The organism is Bacteroides sp. 3_1_23, from assembly GCF_000162555.1.
GTDB classification, from domain to species: Bacteria; Bacteroidota; Bacteroidia; order Bacteroidales; family Bacteroidaceae; genus Bacteroides; species Bacteroides ovatus.
Genome location: NZ_GG774954.1, coordinates 1 through 18,942, shown reverse-complemented (window position 1 = coordinate 18,942; position 18,942 = coordinate 1). Strand labels below are relative to the sequence as shown.

The following is an 18,942-nucleotide window of genomic DNA, read 5'->3' as shown; positions in this document are numbered from 1 at the left end:
TAAAAAACATGAGTACTCCTATTGTCGAAGTTAAACACTTATCCCATCGTTATAGTGTTGATTGGGCCATTCGCGATATCAATTTTTCTATTGAGAAAACAGGAATATTAGGTCTGTTAGGGTCTAATGGGGCGGGTAAGTCCACCACCATGAATATCATCTGTGGAGTTTTAAATCAAACGGAAGGGGATGTATTTATCAATGGCATTGATTTACGGAAAAATCCGGTTGAAGCAAAAAAACACATTGGTTTCTTACCTCAAAAGCCACCCCTCCATCCGGACTTGACTGTTGACGAATACCTCATACACTGTGCCACATTGCGGAGAATGGAGAAATCTAAAATTCGTGAAGCCGTAGAAACAGCCAAAGAACGTTGCGCCATTGCTCATTTCAGCAAACGGTTGATAAAGAATCTTTCAGGAGGATACCAACAAAGAGTAGGAATCGCACAAGCAATCGTACATAATCCACCATTCGTAGTACTTGATGAACCTACAAATGGACTCGATCCTAATCAGATTGTCGAAATACGCAATTTGATTAAAGAGATTGCAGAAGATCATTCTGTACTACTCTCTACGCATATCCTATCGGAGGTGCAAGCTACCTGCAATGACATTCGCATGATTGAACATGGTAAAGTCGTATTTTCAGGTAGCATGAAAGACTTTGACAACTATGTGGTTCCAAGTAGTTTCACCGTTACATTTGCCCTTCCCCCTTCTATAGAAGAACTAGCAAAGATAGAACATGTGTTGAATATAGAAGAACTCTATCCCGGTACATTCCGGATACGCTTTGATGATAATGAAAACATAACTGAACGAGTAGTAGCATTGAGTATACAGAACGGATGGCGGTTGAAGGAGATCACAATGGAACGTTGTTCTCTCGACATTATCTTTGCACAACTATCGGGAAAACTTAAAAACAATATCTGACATGACAGATCTAAAGATTATAATGCGTATTGCTCGAACCGATTTGGCTATTTTATTCTATTCGCCGATTGCGTGGTTCATATTGATTGTTTTTTCATTCCTGACAGCATCTAGTTTTACGTCATTAATGGAGAATATAGTGACCGACTATGATCTGTCAGGAGGCAAAGAAGTTTCTTTGAGCGGTATCTGCTTCTTAGGTAGTTACGGTTTTTTGTCCTCCGTCGTATCAAACATATACATCTATATTCCATTGTTGACAATGGGACTCATCAGTCGCGAAACGGCATCGGGTTCAATCAAACTGGCATATTCATCCCCAGTCACCAGTGGTCAGATCGTATTGGGTAAATATCTTGCAGCCATCGGATTTGGTTGCTGTCTGATGCTTGTCCCGATAGCCAGTGCTATTTATGGCAGTTTGGTAATCCCTTCTTTTGATTGGGCTCCTGTACTAGTCGCCCTTCTAGGACTCTATTTATTAATATGCGCCTATTGCGCTATCGGGCTCTTTATGTCCTCACTCACGACTTATCAAGTAGTAGCAGCAGTTGGGACACTTATTGTATTAGCCATACTGAATTTTGTAGGAAATATCGGCCAGGAATACGATTTTATACGCGAACTGACTTATTGGCTGTCAATAAACGGAAGAACAATCGATATGCTGAATGGAGTAATTCGGAGTGAAGATGTGATTTATTTCGTGGTCGTAGTACCCCTTTTCCTGACATTTACCACTTTCAAACTTACATCCGACCGACGAACTATCAGTCGTTTCCGGCAAGCAATCAGTTATCTGGGATTTTTTGTCGCAGCAATGGCAATTGGCTATTTCACTTCACGTCCGGGAATGATCAAGGTATGGGATACAACACGCACAAAACTAAACTCACTTACCGAAAATAGCCAACACGTATTAGCTAAATTGACAAGACCGGTAACTATTACCAATTATGTTAACCTACTTGATAACAAATCATATCGCTACCTCCCTATCATGAAGAAAGCGAATGAAACAATCTTCGAACCTTATTGTCTCGCTAAACCGGACCTGCAAGTGAAATATGTCTATTATTATGATTTCGCCCCCAACGGCGTTGCAAATAATCCTAAGTTTCAAGGCAAAACAGTAGATGAGATGCGTGATTATATGACCATGATTTATAACTTGAATCCTCATTTATTCAAATCTCCGGAAGAAATCCGCCAAATCATCGACCTGCGTGAAGAACAAAATACATTTGTTCGCATTATGGAAACGCAAGATGGAAAACGTACCTTCATCCGTGATTTTGAAGATATGGATGCAACGCCATCCGAAGCGGAAATTACAGCAGCCATCAAAAAGATGATTTCAACTCCTCCCACTGTTGCCTTTATCAAAGGAGACGGTGAACGTGAGGTGTCCAAATCCGGTGACCGCGATTATAGCAACTTCTCCATTGAGAAATATTCTAGAGCCGCCTTAATTAATCAAGGCTTTGATGTCTGCGAGATCGACATTTCTCACGGAGACACCATTTCTTCCCTAATCAATATCGTGGTCCTTGCAGAAATGAGAACCCCGCTTACAGAAAAAGGAGAAAATCAACTGGAGGCTTACCTGGCTCGTGGAGGTAATTTATTTATTCTCACCGATACAGGCAGGCAAGAAGTTATGAATCCTTTTTTAAGCAAATTCGGTATCAAAATGGAAGAATACCAACTGGCACAATCTTCCGTTGATTTCTCTCCTAATCTGATTCTAGCCAAAGCAACCCGTGAATCGGAAAAACTTACATTCGGATTCAAAGAAGATTTTCTCCAATATGATTTACGCGTCTCTATGCCCGGATGTGTAGCCCTTACATCCTCCGACAACGATTACGGCTTCCAATATACTCCGATTCTTGAAACAAACGCCAAAGGTGTATGGATTGAAAAAGAACAAACAGATTTACAGGAATTGCCAGTAGAATGTAATGCTTCGGCAGGAGAGAAAGAACAAACCTATATCACAGCCTATGCCCTTTCACGCCAACTGAAAGATAAAGAGCAGCGTATTATCATCTCTGGTGATGCAGATTGCATAAGCAACACCGAACTGACTCTTTCACGCGAAGGATATAGATCAGGAAACTTTAATCTGATTATCGAAAGCTTCCGCTGGCTTTCCGGAGGAGAATTTCCGATCGACGTACGCCGTCCCCATTGTACCGATAACAAACTTTCGATCGGAGTGAAAGATATTGGTACAATGAAAACTATTTTCATAATCATTATACCAGCTATCCTCTTACTTATAGGAGTTGGCATCTGGTTTTTCCGCAGAAGAAATTAATAAGAGAAAAAGATGAACTTAAAACTTATACTTAGAATAGCCCGTACCGAACTAGCGGTACTCTTTTACTCACCGGTCGCATGGTTGCTACTGATTGCATTTACATGCCAGGTAGGATTCGATTTTATGAATATCCTGACGGAAATAGTAAAAATAAAAGCATTGGGCAACACGATCACTTTCAGTGTCACAGCCGGTTTTGTCCTTGGTCTCAAAGGAATATATGAAGTAATTCAGGAAACGATCTATCTGTATATTCCTTTATTAACCATGAACTTGATGAGTCGTGAATATTCATCAGGCTCTATCAAACTACTTTATTCATCACCGGTAAATAGTATCCAAATCATTACCGGCAAGTTTGTATCAATGGTGGTATTCGCCCTGATCTTTGTCATCATCCTTGCCCTACCGACAATCGTAATGTTTATCTCCGTGCCGCATGTCGATATTACACTTATCTTGGCGGGATTGTTATCCATGTTTCTGTTGATACTGACCTATTGTTCTATCGGTCTCTTTATGACCACACTCACATCTTACCAGGTTGTGGCAGCTGTCGCCACCCTTTCCGCATTAGCATTTCTCAATTATGTGGGAGGAATTGGGCAGGAGTCCATATTCTTTAGAGAAATTACTTATTGGCTATCCATTAAAGGACGTGCCAGTGAGATGGTTGGAGGATTGATATGTAGCGATGACGTTATCTATTTCCTTGCCGTAATTTTATTATTCCTCTGGCTATCGGTCATTAAACTGAACAACGAAAAAACACACCGTTCACTCCTTTCAAAAACAATGCGCTATGCCTTAGCTGTATGTACCATTATAGTTATCGGCTTTGTCAGTTCCCGTCCGGCAATGATGGGCTTTTATGATGCTACCCGCAGCAAACAACGTACACTTTCGGAAGAAAGTCAGAAAGTGATGAAGCAATTATCCGGACCTATGACAATCACAACTTACGTCAATATTTTCGATAAAGAATTTGATGTCGCTTCTCCAAAAGAGCAAAAAGAGGATATGGCACGCTTCAAAATGTACACACGTTTCAAACCGGAGATAAAGATGGAGTATGTTTACTATTACTCCACACCGAAAGACAGTGCCCTTTATCGCCAATATCCGAATAAGAACATTCGTGAGATAGCTTATGAAGTTGCCAAGAAAAAGAACTTCAATTCCCAAAAGCTGAAAAGTGCCGAAGAACTGAAAGAAAAAATAGACTTGGCAAAAGAAAACTACCGATTTGTACGTGTTGTAGAGCGTGGGTCCGGTGAACAAGCCCGCCTTCGTTTGTTCGACGATATGGAATATCATCCCTCTGAAACAGAAATCTCCGCAGCATTGAAGAAAATGCTTGTTACTCCTGTGAAGGTAGGCGCCATCACAGGACATCAGGAACGTTCCACCACTAAAAAGGGAGATCAGGATTACTCACTTTTTGCCACACATGGACGCTTTCGTTATTCCATGATTAATCAAGGTTTTGATTTGGTGGAACTGAATCTGAAGGATATGAATGATATACCAAGTAATATCAATATATTACTTATCGCTGAAATGCGTTCTTCCATGAGTTCCAAAGAACAAGAAATCATAGATCGTTTTCTTGAACGCGGAGGTAATATGATGATTATGGGAGACGTCGGACGTCAGGAAGTAATGAATCCTTTACTCCGGAAAGTTGGTTTAAAACTGTTGCCGGGAATCATTGCACAACCTTCTGATGTTAATCCCGGAGACCTCGTTCTCGCGAAAGCTACCCAGATAGCCGCCGACAGTATAGGAGGCTTCTACAAACGTATGGTTGACAGGCAGACGCATAGCGCAGTCACCATGCCATCGGCTGTTGCTCTGGAAGTTGTCGATACAACAAAATTCCATCCAATAGTTTTATTACAAAGCAACGCTCAACAAACATGGATTGAGTATCAAACAAAAGATTTTGTGAATGATTCCCTTTCTTTGGACTCTCTTCAAGGTGAAAAGCTAGGAGCCTATCCCACGGCAATAGCGTTAACCCGCAAGATAAAAGGCAAAGATAAAAAACAACGGATCATTGTGTTGGGTGATGCAGACTGTTTCAGCAATGCCGAACTACAAAAAAGCTCAAGACCGGGTATCTATTCATTCAACTTCAATATGATTCCCGGTTCATTCCGTTGGCTATGCTATAATGAATTTCCGGTATCTTCTTCCAGAGCCCCTTATCTCGACAAAGATATCAGCCTGACTCCTATGGATCTATCCACTATCAAAATTATCTATTGCTATGGCATTCCATTTATTATTGGTCTGTGTGGCATTTGGATATGCTGGAGAAGAAGAAAACGATAAAAAGAAAGAATAGAGAAACTTCCGGCAAGCAGATTTTGTGCCTGTCGGAAGTCTAATTCTTTCATAAACTCCTTCAAAACTACGCTTTCAACCGCATCACAAACCGACTTCCCTTCCCCAATTCACTCTCTACCGTCAACGTACCGCCATGAGCTTCCACAAAATCCTTGGAAATAGATAATCCCAATCCACTGCCTTGCACTTTCGTTCCGGGCACACGGAAATAACGGTCGAAGATACTTTTGTGATAACGCGGGTCGATACCCTTTCCAAAATCCTGAACGTACAGTTCGATCCTATTTTCATCCTGTTTGGCACCGATAATCACACGCCCGTTTTCTTTAGAATAACGGATAGCATTACTTAGCAGATTTGTCAATACCCAGGCAATCTTTTCACTGTCGACAAAGAGTTTGCCGATTTTCTCTTCCGGATATTCCACTTCTATCTGGATATTAAACTTATCCGCTTGCACCTGATTAGCTTTGATCGCATATTCGATCAACTCAATCGGTTTGGTGATCTTCGGCATAAACTGTAGTTTTCCGGCTTCCACCTGGGTCATGTTAAGCAATTCTCCGGTGATACTCAACAAACGCTCGCTATTCTCCTTGATACTCTTAGACAGTTGCTCCTGTTCATCATTCAATGCACCGACACGCTTATCTTCCAACAGCTGGAGGCTCATCATAATAGCAGCAATCGGAGTCTTCAGTTCATGAGATATTGTCGAGATAAATGTAGTCTTGGCAGAATCCAGTTCCTTAAATTCCGTGATATTCTTCAATAAAATAACATCACCCAGTTTGCGGGGTTCCCCTTTTTCAGCCTCCGTATTAATGATAGGGACATAAGAGGCCTTAAAGTAACTCTCTTTGTCGTCAGCATATATCTTCAATGGTTCCTTCTGCTCGCTTGGCGTCACCAGTTCACGGATCAACCGCCGCAACAGGTCATTCTTCAAAGCCAGTTCCTCCGCCGATTGACGAATCACATTCTCCCGTTTCAAATTCAAGACATTCAGTGCTTCCTCATTGATAAACAGAATCTCACGCTCCATATTCAAGCCGATCACCGGATCATCTATACTGTTTACAATTGCTTCAATAAATTTCTTTGCAGAAAGAATATCCGACAAAGTACTGGCACGATATTCGGTCAAACGCTCCGCCATCCGGTTAAAACTATCCGCCACATCCCGGAATTCTTCATTATTATTCATCTGCAGACGCTTCTCATAATTATGATTGGCTATTTCAAGAATTCCCTCTTTCAGTTCTTTAATAGGCTTACTGATAGTACGGGGCAACCAATAAAGCAATATCAGTCCGGTCAAGATACAGATTCCTCCCGTTACGGAAATCCATAACAAAGCACGTTCCAATCCGGGCGTAGCAGCAGGACTATCAGGTTCTGTCGCTGTCAGAATTTGAAGATTCACAACTGAAAGTGTTACCAGCAAAATAATCATTCCGGCCAGCATTCCGATACCGAGAATCAGTTTCGTTTTAATATTCATAACGTTCATACGATTAATATTATGCAAGTATAATCAAATCTACATTAGCTTGTGACAAATTATTTAAAAACTTTCTATATCCCAGTATAGAACAAATAGCGTATGGCAACCTTAAATTAGGAGTTCCCATGCAAACAGTCGATATCTGTTTCTCTTTACAAACCTTGACGATGCTCCCCAAAATATCCTTCGACTGCACCTGCACCACCTCTCCCCCAAGTTCCGCCACAAGCTTAAAATGGTTCAACAGATACCGTTGACTGGCTAGATCAATTCTATCCATACTCTCTTTCGGAGTCTGAACATACAGGGCTATAAAAGTAGTATTATACCGGGTTGCCAACTTTGCCGCCTTTCTGATAATCCGCCGGGGTGTTTTCTCATGACTACTGATACAAGCCATAAACTTCTCATGCCGGAGTCCGACGGCTACTCCCATCACCACCTCATTCTCCACCTTTTTTTCTACCCGCAACGCTACTTCCTTCAAAGCCAACTCACGTAACTGAAGAATATTCTCTGTCCGAAAGAAATTATCCAATGCCGTCTGAATCTTTTCCGGACGATATATCTTACCCGCTTTCAAACGTGCAATCAGCTCCTCTGCCGTCAAGTCAATATTCACCACCTCATCCGCTTCCTGAAGAACACTGTCGGGCACCCGTTCTTTCACTTCAATACCCGTAATCTCCTGCACTTCTTCATTCACGCTTTCAATGTGCTGAATATTGATTGCCGAAATCACATTGATTCCCTCATCCAGCAAAGTTATCACATCCTGCCAACGTTTCTCGTTCAAGCTACCTTCTACATTGGTATGAGCCAGTTCATCCACAATTACAATTTCCGGATGGACACGGATAATCGTATCCAGATCCATTTCTTCCAATTCTTTCCCCTTATAGAAGATTTTGCGACGCGGAATGACAGGGAGCCCTTGCAGCAATGCTTCCGTCCCGGCGCGTCCATGAGTTTCGATATAGCCGATTTGCACGTTCACACCGTTCTCCAGCAGTTCATGTGCCTCCTGAAGCATACGATATGACTTTCCCACACCGGCTATCATACCGATATAGACCTTGAATTTGCCCCGGTGGGACTTCTTTATCAGATCCAAAAAATACTGTACATTATGTTCTCTATCATCCATTACGTCAATCTGTTATTTTAAACATCCTAACCCGTAGTAATCATCACGATCACCACGGGTTTCACAAAAATTCATGAGTTTATTTTATGGCCTTAAAGTTACGCCAAATACTAAATGGGCGTCCTCCAAACGTGGATTCCATATAGCCTGTACAAATATAGGCAATGAAAACTTATCATTAAAATTTATTGCTTTCGTTGCTTTCAAAGCTAGGTTCGTCACTGCAAACCCATTCACATTATACTGCGGAGTCTTATAAGGAACCACTCCACAAGTAGCATTCAGATCAACTCCTTTCACACTGAACGGATAATTCAGTTCTACGTAAGAAGAGTATGCCTGCTTTTCCTCCCCCTCATCAGTCGTTTTTCTGTCAGCACCGGCAAACATGGTATACCATGCGATAGATAACGGGAACTTTTCAATAGGAAGCGTATAAGCTAACCCTGCTTCAAAATGATGTCCGGTGTCTCCACTTTTAAAATGGAAATAATTATTGGTAAGTTCTCCATTAGCCACATCAGCTTGTCCGTCCCACCAAAGAGTGGCTACAGAAAGTGTCGGTCCCGCTTCACCAAACTTATAAGCTGCGGTTAGGTCAATTTCTTTATTACTCTCACTCAAACTGGTTGAGCCCCATGCAGTAAGCGAGAAATTACCTACGCTAAATCCCAAAGTCGGCTGAAAGGAAGCGGCTCCCCCCTGATAAATACCACGCCATACATACGAACTTACCAAATCACCTTGTATAGTAAACTCTTGTGCTTGTGCATTGCTAGTTCCCAACATACATACGGCTGCTACAGCCATTGTTCCTAAAATACTCTTTTTACTAAAAAAACTTTTCATACTTCTTATCTAATTCTATTTTATGTTCCTGTAAAAAAGCAGCGCCCCATCCAACCCTGTTAATTTGAACCGCGGCATAACCCAAACGGTCCGGACAGGAACGCTGCTCAATCTTCATCTACTTATTGCTTTCCTCTAAAGCGATATTCAATTTCAAGACATTCACCTTTTCTGTTCCCAACAACCCCAAAAACGGTTTTTCTATGCTTTTATCAACAATCGCTCTTACTTGTTTTTCTGTTAATCCACGTGCTTGTGCTACTCTCTTCACTTGTACATACGCACATTGAGGAGTGATATTAGGATCCAGTCCCGAACCACTGGCCGTAACCATTTCGGCAGGCACATCCGCACGATTCAAATAAGGATGATGTACAAGGAAAGTATCAATACGCGCTTTCACTTCATCCAGATATTCTTGATTCGTAGGCCCTTTATTACTACCTGCGGAACTCGTCGCATCATACCCGTCACCGGCAGAAGAAGGACGTCCCCAGAAATAAATATCTTTTGTAAACATCTGACCCACATTGGCTGCTCCCACTACTTTCCCATCCAGCGTAGCCACCTCGGCATTTCCTTTATTAGGACCCGCTACCTGTGCGAACACCCACAGGATAAGGATATAGAACACGGAGAAAAAGACACAAAAAGCAAGTGTTATTTTTAATGACTTCAATAAAGTTTTCATTGCTATTGTTTTTTAATTAAAAGAATAAACCTACTACTAAATCTATCAATTTGATTCCCACGAAAGGAGCAATCACACCACCCACACCATAGATCAGCAGATTACGGCGAAGCAAAGCACTTGCACCTATCGGTTTGTATTGCACACCACGCAAAGCCAGCGGAATCAGAATCGGAATAATAATCGCATTAAAAATGACTGCCGAAAGAATGGCGCTTTCAGGACTATGCAGATGCATGATATTCAGAGCAGCCAGTTCAGGAATAGCAATCATAAACAAGGCAGGAACAATTGCGAAATATTTGGCCACGTCATTGGCAATAGAGAAAGTAGTCAGCGTACCACGTGTCATCAACAATTGTTTACCGATTTCCACAATCTCGATCAATTTCGTCGGATCGTTATCCAAGTCGACCATATTACCGGCTTCCTTTGCTGCCTGTGTACCGCTATTCATGGCTACACCCACATTGGCTTGTGCCAGAGCAGGAGCATCGTTCGTTCCGTCTCCCATCATTGCAACCAATTTACCAGCCTGCTGTTCCTTCTTGATATATTCCATCTTATCTTCCGGTTTAGCTTCAGCGATAAAATCATCCACACCGGCTTTTTCAGCAATATATTTTGCAGTTAACGGGTTATCCCCTGTCACCATGACCGTCTTCACTCCCATCTTACGCAGACGTTCGAAACGTTCCTGAATACCCGGTTTGATAATATCCTGCAACTCAATGACACCGGTCACTTTCTTGTTTACACATACTACCAACGGCGTACCACCATTGCTAGAGATAGAAGAGATGATCTCTTCCACTTCTTTCGGAAATTCATTTCCTTCACCTTCCACCATCTTACGGATAGCATCGAAAGCACCTTTACGAATCTGTGTTCCATCTGCCAAGTCTACTCCCGAACATTTAGTTTCAGCCGTAAACTTAATCATACGCGCTCCCGTTGTATTCAGGTTACGCATACGGATGCCCGACTCGCGTCCCAGTTCTACGATAGACTTACCCTCCGGCGTTTCATCGGACAAGGAAGACAACAGACAAGTCTCCACAAAATCGTGCAAATTGACACCCGGAGCCGTATGGAAATGAGTTGCTTTACGGTTACCGATTGTGATAGTACCTGTTTTATCCAGCAACAACGTATCAATATCACCGGCAGTCTCTACTGCTTTACCGGATTTAGTAATCACGTTGGCACGAAGCGCGCGGTCCATACCGGCAATACCGATAGCAGAGAGAAGTCCACCGATAGTTGTCGGAATCAGACACACAAACAAAGAAATAAGCGAAGCAATGGTGATGACCGTATTACTATAGTCGGCAAACGGTTTCAAGGTAACACACACTATGACGAAAACAAGCGTAAAACCTGCCAACAGAATAGTCAACGCAATCTCATTCGGGGTTTTCTGGCGGGAAGCACCTTCTACCAGTGCAATCATCTTGTCGAGAAAACTTTCTCCCGGTTGAGTAGTCACCATTACTTTTATATGATCGGACAATACCTTCGTACCACCCGTTACAGAACTCTTATCGCCACCTGCCTCACGAATAACCGGAGCAGACTCGCCGGTGATAGCACTTTCATCAATAGAAGCCAAGCCTTCAATAATCTCACCATCGGAAGGAATCACGTCTCCAGCCTCACAAACAAATACATCTCCTTTCTTCAACTGTGAAGAACTGACAGTAACGATTTTATTGCCTTCCACTTTCTTAGCCGGTGTCTCTTCACGAGTCTTACGCAAGCTATCGGCCTGTGCTTTACCACGTGCTTCGGCAATAGCTTCAGCAAAATTGGCAAACAACAAGGTTGCAAACAGAATGATAAACACGGCAATATTGTAAGCAAACGAACCTTGTGAAGAGTTTACAATGGAGTAGAGCGTTACGAGCAGCATGACCACTGTAGCCACTTCTACTGTAAACATAATCGGGTTCTTTATCATCATCCGCGGGTTCAGTTTCACGAATGACTGTTTCAAACTTTCTATAACTTGCTCCTTTGGAAACAAAGAAGCTGATTTATTATCTTTCATATCTTCTCTAATTCAGTATTACAAACTTAAATGTTCAGCAATTGTGCTCAATGCATGTACCGGGAAGAATGACAGCGCAGCAATAATGAAGATAACCACAAATGTCATGACTCCGAAAGTCAAAGTATCGGTCTTCAATGTGCCGGCACTTTCCGGAATGAATTTTTTCTGTGCCAGTAACCCGGCAATGGCAACCTGTCCGACGATAGGAATAAAACGGCTCAAAATCAGAACGATACCACACGTGTAATTCCAGAAATAAGTATTATCTCCCAAACCTTCAAAACCGGAACCGTTATTGGCAGCACAAGAAGTGTACTCGTAAAGTTGCTCACTTAAACCGTGGAATCCCAAATTGTTCAACCATCCACCTTCACTTTCCACAAAATCAGGGTGGTGCACATAAATATAACTTGAGAGTGCTGTAAATACCAAAATTACAAACGGATGAAGCAGAGCTACAATCGTAGCGATTTTCATTTCGCGGGCTTCCACTTTCTTGCCGAGAAATTCCGGCGTACGTCCTACCATCAAACCGCTGATAAACACTGTAATGATAATAAATGTATAGTAATTCATCCATCCTACACCTACACCGCCAAACCAGGTGTTAATCTGCATATTCAGCATCTCCATCATTCCGGACAGCGGCATAGTAGAATCATGCATACCATTCACAGAGCCATTAGAGGTTACAGTAGTTACAATACTCCATAATGCCGTTGCTCCGGCCCCCAAACGAACTTCTTTACCTTCCATCGCACCATTATCCTGCGCAATTCCCAATTCATCAATGCGTGGATTACCGCCCATTTCCTGACTGACATTAATACATACACCTACCAGAAAAGCGAAAAGCATTACTCCGAATATACTGTAAGCCAACTTCTTTCTGCGGGTATAGAATCCTAGCGCAAATACCATTGCCATCGGGATAATCAGGATAGACCAACATTCTGCCATATTAGTAAGATAAGTCGGGTTTTCCAACGGATGAGAAGAGTTTACACCAAAGTAACCACCACCATTCGTTCCTAATTGCTTGATAGGAACAATTGCAGCCGTAGGACCTTGAGAAACCATTTGTTCCTGGCCTTCCATCGTAGTCACTTTCATCTTACCATCAAATCCCATCGGGGTTCCCTGAAGAATCAGGATAAAACCTACAATCAGAGAAAGAGGCAATAAAATACGTGTACAGCTTATTACCAGAAATTGCCAGAAGTTACCAATCGTTTTGGTTGTTTTTGCAGCAATACTCTTCATAATACCTGCCATAGCAGCCATACCTGTTGCTGCGGTAATAAACTGGAATAGCATGATGACGAACAGTTGAGTAAAATAAGTCAGTCCGCTTTCACCGCTATAGTGCTGCAAGTTACAGTTCACCATAAAACTGATACAGGTATTGAATGCCTGATCCGGAGTCTGCGGTCCGTTGCCGTCCGGATTTAAGGGCAACCATCCTTGTGAAACCAAGAGTACCATTCCCCAGAAAAACCAGAAAGCATTCAAAATCAACAATGCTTTCAGGAATTGTTTCCAGTTCATTTCTTCATTGGGGTCGATTCCACAAACTTTATAAATGACTCTTTCGATAGGAGCCATAAAATCAGACCAGGTCTTTTCTCCTCTGTAGACCTTGGCAATGTATTTTCCCAGTGGATAAGCCAGAATCACCATCAAGGCTATCTGAACAACCACGCCTAAAATTTCTGTATTCATATATTTTTTACCTTAAACTGTGTGTGTTACTTTAAAACTTTTCGGGTTTGACGAGCACGTACATCAAATAACCGAAGATCGCAATACCTAATACGAATAATGCTGTGTACATAATCAATTCTCCTTTTTCTTTAAATATTCTCAAACCAGTCTACACATTTCCAAAATAGCCAGAAACAAGCGAAACCGCTTAACAGGCAGAAAATAAATGATAGTGTTATTCCCATGTTTTTACCTTTTAAATGATTACTATTATTTTTTTACTCGCCACCCTTCATGCCAAATGCGTGCCACAAAAAACACACAACAGATAACAGACTAATATTCAACAAAATACACATCACAAGAAACTTTCTATCCATCCAACATACCCTTCCATTTTGAAAAAAGGATTCTATTTTGAAAAGCTTTGTACTTTTCCAGAATTTCAGAAGAGAAAAAATAAGCAAATTATCACTTTGAAAGGGGGATTTTCATTTTGAAAAGGCAAGAGAAGGAAACATAATACTTATAATACACTGATAATAAGAGATTAACAACTAATATAGGTCTATTGGTATATGCTTTGCAAAGAGATAGATATGAAACTTTATATTATTGCAAACAGATTACCTGTCAAAGTAGCCGGCACAAACGGTAAATTCGCATTTTCGCGTAGCGAAGGCGGACTGGCAACAGGTTTGGATTCTCTTCAGACTTCTTATGAGAAGCACTGGATAGGTTGGCCCGGAATATGTGCCAATGAAGAAAAGGACCAACAGGAGATTAACGAGAAACTACAGGAAATGAATTTTCATCCGGTCTTCTTGTCGGAAAAGCAAATTGAAAATTACTACGAAGGATACAGTAACAGTACTATCTGGCCTTTATGCCATTACTTTTATGCTTATACCTTATATAAGAACTGTTTTTGGCAATCCTACCAGCAAGTCAACCGTCTTTTCTGTGAGGAGATTTGCCGACTGGTACGTCCCGGCGACAAAGTATGGATACAGGATTATCAGTTGATGCTACTTCCGGGAATGTTGAGGAAAATATATCCGGAACTCTGTATCGGATATTTCCATCATATCCCGTTCCCTTCCTACGAACTTTTTCGTATTCTGCCGGAGCGCGCCGAGATACTGAAAGGCTTATTAGGAGCCGACTTCATTGCTTTCCACACCCACGACTATATGCGTCATTTCATCAGTGCTGTAGAACGTGTATTACATCTCGATTTTAAATTGGATGAAGTACAGATCAACAACCGGGTGACCAGAGTAGAGGCATTACCAATGGGAATCAACTATGAATCTTATCATAAGGCCTCGGAAAATAAAGAAGTGCACCAAGCTATTGAACGTACCCGGAAACTTTTCGGCGAGCATAAACTAATCTTGTCGGTAGACAGATTGGACTACAGTAAAGGAATACTGCATCGCCTGCATGGCTTCGCCACCTTCCTTGAACATCATTCCGAATATCATGGCAAGGTTACGTTAGCAATGGTCATCGTCCCTTCACGTGACCATGTAGGCAGCTATGCGGAACTGAAAACAAAGATCGACGAAGAAATCGGCTCTATTAACGGACGCTACTCTACAATGAACTGGACTCCCGTCTGTTATTTCTACCACGGCTTTTCACTGGAAGAACTGACCGCCATGTATTATGTAGCCGACATAGCTCTCGTCACTCCACTTCGAGATGGCATGAACCTGGTAGCCAAAGAATACGTAGCTACCAAATGCGACAATCCCGGTGTACTTATCCTTAGCGAAATGGCAGGTGCCGCCGTAGAATTGACGGACGCTATCCAAATCAACCCGAACGATACAGAACAAATAGAAAATGCTATTTGCCAGGCACTTGAAATGCCCGAAGAGGAACAAAAACAACGCCTGCAACGTATGCAAAGCATTTTGTCCGTACAGACAGTCAACAAATGGGCAGCCGACTTTGTCAATGAACTGAACGCGACATGTATGAAAAATGATATGTTACGGAAAAAACGCATCGTAGCTGCCACCATCGCACAAATCAAGCTCAAGTATAACCAAGCCAAACAACGCCTGATTCTGCTGGACTATGATGGTACACTGACGGCTCTCAAACCACGTCCCGAGGATGCACAACCTACACCGGAACTCATTTCTATTCTACAACAACTGGCTAGCGATCCCGCCAATCATATTGTTATCAATAGCGGGCGGGATCACTTTACATTAGAAAAATGGCTTGGCTCCCTTCCTGTGTCTATGGCTGCCGAACATGGGGCTTTCTACAAAGAGAACGGGGTTTGGCATAAAAACATAAAGAAGATAGAATGGGGAGCAGGTATTCTCTCTATTCTTCAAATGTTTGTAGACCGTACTCCCCGTTCCCATCTGGAAGTGAAGGAAACTGCCCTGGCATGGCATTATCGTGAAAGTGACGCATGGCTCGGCACATTAAGAGCCCAACAACTCGTCAACACGCTGATTTCGCTCTGTACCCGGCAGAAACTACAAATTCTACAAGGAAATAAAGTGATCGAAATCAAATCACCGGATTGCAATAAAGGTTCGGAGGTGGGGCGTCTGCTAGCCAACAGACGTTATGATTTTGTTATAGCGATGGGAGACGACACTACAGATGAAGATATGTTTCAGGCATTGCCGATGAGCGCTATCACCATTAAAATAGGTAGCGTATCCGAAGCCGCCAACTATCACCTGTCTGCCCAATCTGACGTACTTCCTTTCTTACGGTCTTTACTAGGCAAACAAAAAACTGCCACAAAAGAAGGAAGTATTAAGAATCGCCTGACTTTCGCTTTCGACTTTCTCAAAGATCTATTAAAAACTCAATAAAAAGCAATCAATATGAATAATTTAAATTATGGAGTGATAGGTAACTGCCGAACGGCAGCTCTCATTTCGCAGAACGGAAATATCGAATGGCTCTGTTTTCCCGATTTCGATTCTCCTTCTATTTTTGCCAGTATGCTCGACCGGGAGAAAGGAGGAGCTTTCGGATTCGAAGTTTCCGGAGACTATCGCATCACACAAAATTATGTCCCCCACACCAATATTCTTTCTACCCAATTCTCCTCCGATGAAGGAGAATTCGTAGTGCTCGACTATATGCCCTGCTATCGTTCACAAGACGAAACAGGGCATTATTTACCTGCCGAATTATACCGCTACATACATTGGATAAAAGGGAAACCGCGTTTCAAGATCAACTATCATCCGGCCCCGAACTATGCGCAGGGACAAGTGATCCTTAATATCACTCCACAGTATATCGAATCCTACTGCTCCTTCGACAACAAGGACAGACAATATTTATATGCTTCCCTGTCTCTTCAGGACATCAAAGAGAAAAAAGAAATCATTCTTGAGAAAGACGAATTTCTCCTGCTCTCCTATAACGAGAAAGTGATCCCAATCGACATAGAAAGGGAGAAAATAGAATATTGCCGTACGCTGGTATATTGGCTGAACTGGACAGACAGAAGCAAGAAATACACTCTATATAATGACGTAATCGAACGGAGTTTATTGGTTCTGAAACTAATGTCCTACCACAACGGAGCTGTGCTGGCAGCACTAACGACAAGCCTTCCGGAAGCTGTAGGAGAAGTGCGCAACTGGGATTATCGTTTCTGCTGGCTTCGGGATGCTTCCATGTCCATCGAAACCATGTTTCAAATCGGACATACCGGTGCAGCCAAACGCTTTATGAAATTTATCCAATCCACATTCGTTTCCAAACATGATTATCAAATTATGTATGGCATCCGGGGCGAGCACCAACTAACCGAAGTGATACTCGACCATCTATCCGGTTATAAGAACTCCAAACCTGTACGAATAGGAAATGATGCATACCATCAGAAACAAAACGACTCTTTTGGTTACCTGATGGACCTGATTTACCAATATTATCGCCTCATGCCCGGCACACTGGATGAAATTGAAGACATGTGGGAAATGGTAAAGACCATTTTAGCAAAAGTAGTAGAAAACTGGAGAAAGCCCGATAAGGGAATCTGGGAGATCCGGGGAGAAGGACAACACTTTGTTTCTTCCAAAGTGATGTGTTGGGTAGCTTTAGATCGCGGAGCTAAAATCGCTCAAATGCTTAACAAATATAATTATAGCGAACGTTGGCAACTGGAAGCCGAAAAAATAAAGAAAGATGTGATGAAATATGGCTGGAATAAGGAACTTCAAAGCTTCACACAGACATATAATAATCAAGCAATGGATTCCTCATTACTATTGATGGAACCCTATGGATTTATAGAAGCAGATGATATACGCTATCATAAAACAGTGGAAGCAGTCAAGAAAGCCCTTTTCCATAAAGGACTTATGTATCGCTATAACAGCAAAGACGATTTTGGGTTGCCTACTTCTGCTTTTACGATTTGTACATTCTGGCTTATACGGGCATTGTTTGTAACCGGCCATAAAGAAGAAGCACGCTGCCTGTTTGACGAAGTTCTGAAATATTCCAATCACCTCGGATTGTTTAGTGAAGATATTGATTTCGAAACCAAAGAACAGTTGGGCAACTTCCCGCAGGCATATTCACATCTGGCATTAGTAAATACAGCTATTTTATTTGCAGAAGAAGAGAAGAGGTTATCTTTTATCCGGCCTTAGAGAAGGCCCTAATTCAGAAGTGATAAAAAAACAGAAAGCCCCTTGACTCAAAATGAATCAAGGGGCTTCTTAAAAACGGCGGCTACCTACTCTCCCACTGTTACGCAGTACCATCGGCGTGACGAGGCTTAACTTCTCTGTTCGGAATGGGAAGAGGTGGAACCCTCGTGCTATAACCACCTGAATAAGGTTATGACATGATGAAAAGTAAAACTTCAGTGTCTAGCAAGCTAAACGTATATACCCAACCGGTACATGTCCGAAAGAAAGTGAACGGGCAATTAGTAATGCTCGGCTTTGATGTTACCACCTTTACACCTGCATCCTATCAACGTCATCGTCTTTGACGACCCTAAGAAATCTAATCTTGTGGCTGGCTTCGTACTTAGATGCTTTCAGCACTTATCCAATCCCGACTTAGATACCCAGCAATGCACCTGGCGGCACAACTGGTAAACCAGCGGTCAGTCCAACACGGTCCTCTCGTACTAGTGTCAGAGCCACGCAAATTTCATACGCCCACGATAGATAGAGACCGAACTGTCTCACGACGTTCTGAACCCAGCTCGCGTGCCACTTTAATGGGCGAACAGCCCAACCCTTGGGACCTTCTCCAGCCCCAGGATGTGACGAGCCGACATCGAGGTGCCAAACCCCTCCGTCGATATGAGCTCTTGGGAGGGATCAGCCTGTTATCCCGGAGTACCTTTATCC

The 18,942-nt window shown here is 42.3% G+C and carries 12 protein-coding genes and 2 rRNA genes; 5 read left to right on the top strand and 9 right to left on the bottom strand.

What is annotated here, in order from left to right; translation table 11 throughout:
* The first annotated feature begins 8 nt into the window (after positions 1-8).
* From HMPREF9010_RS08755 to HMPREF9010_RS08765, 3 genes are read left to right on the top strand one after another with little or no spacing between them, the layout of a single operon-like run.
* Positions 9-944: an ABC transporter ATP-binding protein gene (locus HMPREF9010_RS08755; RefSeq protein WP_008649971.1), complete on the top strand. Its 936-nt coding sequence runs from the start codon at positions 9-11 to the stop codon at positions 942-944.
* 1 nt (position 945) lies between these two features.
* On the top strand, positions 946-3,267 hold the full coding sequence (locus HMPREF9010_RS08760; protein WP_008649970.1) for a Gldg family protein: 2,322 nt from the start codon (positions 946-948) through the stop codon (positions 3,265-3,267).
* A gap of 12 nt (positions 3,268-3,279) precedes the next feature.
* Entirely contained in the window at positions 3,280-5,607 is a 2,328-nt protein-coding gene (locus HMPREF9010_RS08765; protein WP_008649969.1) for a Gldg family protein, read from the top strand.
* A gap of 79 nt (positions 5,608-5,686) precedes the next feature.
* Here the strand turns inward: HMPREF9010_RS08765 and HMPREF9010_RS08770 are convergent, their stop codons facing one another.
* The 7 genes from HMPREF9010_RS08770 to HMPREF9010_RS26785 all read right to left on the bottom strand — a co-directional run bounded on the left by HMPREF9010_RS08770 (position 5,687) and on the right by HMPREF9010_RS26785 (position 13,703).
* The gene (locus tag HMPREF9010_RS08770) at positions 5,687-7,126 is read right to left on the bottom strand and encodes an ATP-binding protein (RefSeq protein ID WP_032852846.1); all 1,440 of its coding nucleotides are present in this window, start codon (positions 7,124-7,126) and stop codon (positions 5,687-5,689) included.
* Positions 7,127-7,145: 19 nt separating this feature from the next.
* Positions 7,146-8,276, bottom strand: coding sequence for a sensor protein KdpD (locus tag HMPREF9010_RS08775; RefSeq protein ID WP_008649967.1), 1,131 nt, complete (start codon positions 8,274-8,276; stop codon positions 7,146-7,148).
* An 84-nt stretch (positions 8,277-8,360) separates the two neighbouring features.
* Positions 8,361-9,125: a hypothetical protein gene (locus HMPREF9010_RS08780; protein ID WP_004306399.1), complete on the bottom strand. Its 765-nt coding sequence runs from the start codon at positions 9,123-9,125 to the stop codon at positions 8,361-8,363.
* A 118-nt stretch (positions 9,126-9,243) separates the two neighbouring features.
* On the bottom strand, positions 9,244-9,816 hold the full coding sequence (locus HMPREF9010_RS08785) for a K(+)-transporting ATPase subunit C (RefSeq protein WP_004306397.1): 573 nt from the start codon (positions 9,814-9,816) through the stop codon (positions 9,244-9,246).
* Positions 9,817-9,832: 16 nt separating this feature from the next.
* A complete protein-coding gene (kdpB, locus tag HMPREF9010_RS08790; protein ID WP_004306396.1) occupies positions 9,833-11,866 on the bottom strand; it encodes a potassium-transporting ATPase subunit KdpB in 2,034 nt (677 codons plus the stop codon).
* Between the two features lie 18 nt (positions 11,867-11,884).
* Positions 11,885-13,591, bottom strand: coding sequence for a potassium-transporting ATPase subunit KdpA (gene kdpA / locus HMPREF9010_RS08795; protein ID WP_004306395.1), 1,707 nt, complete (start codon positions 13,589-13,591; stop codon positions 11,885-11,887).
* 31 nt (positions 13,592-13,622) lie between these two features.
* Positions 13,623-13,703, bottom strand: a complete 81-nt coding sequence (locus HMPREF9010_RS26785) for a potassium-transporting ATPase subunit F (RefSeq protein WP_073343870.1) — start codon at positions 13,701-13,703, stop codon at positions 13,623-13,625.
* Positions 13,704-14,151: 448 nt separating this feature from the next.
* Here HMPREF9010_RS26785 and HMPREF9010_RS08800 point away from each other — a divergent pair, with 448 nt between their 5' ends.
* Positions 14,152-16,425 (top strand): bifunctional alpha,alpha-trehalose-phosphate synthase (UDP-forming)/trehalose-phosphatase, encoded by a 2,274-nt coding sequence (locus HMPREF9010_RS08800; protein WP_008649962.1) that lies wholly within the window; start codon positions 14,152-14,154, stop codon positions 16,423-16,425.
* A gap of 12 nt (positions 16,426-16,437) precedes the next feature.
* Positions 16,438-18,228, top strand: coding sequence for a glycoside hydrolase family 15 protein (locus tag HMPREF9010_RS08805; protein ID WP_004323567.1), 1,791 nt, complete (start codon positions 16,438-16,440; stop codon positions 18,226-18,228).
* Between the two features lie 73 nt (positions 18,229-18,301).
* On the opposite strand, the gene rrf is transcribed toward HMPREF9010_RS08805, so the two are convergent.
* Together rrf and HMPREF9010_RS0124580 are read right to left on the bottom strand one after the other, a co-directional pair.
* A 5S ribosomal RNA gene (gene rrf, locus HMPREF9010_RS08810) occupies positions 18,302-18,412 on the bottom strand.
* A gap of 77 nt (positions 18,413-18,489) precedes the next feature.
* Positions 18,490-18,942: ribosomal RNA gene (locus HMPREF9010_RS0124580) — 23S ribosomal RNA — on the bottom strand; the annotation flags it as partial.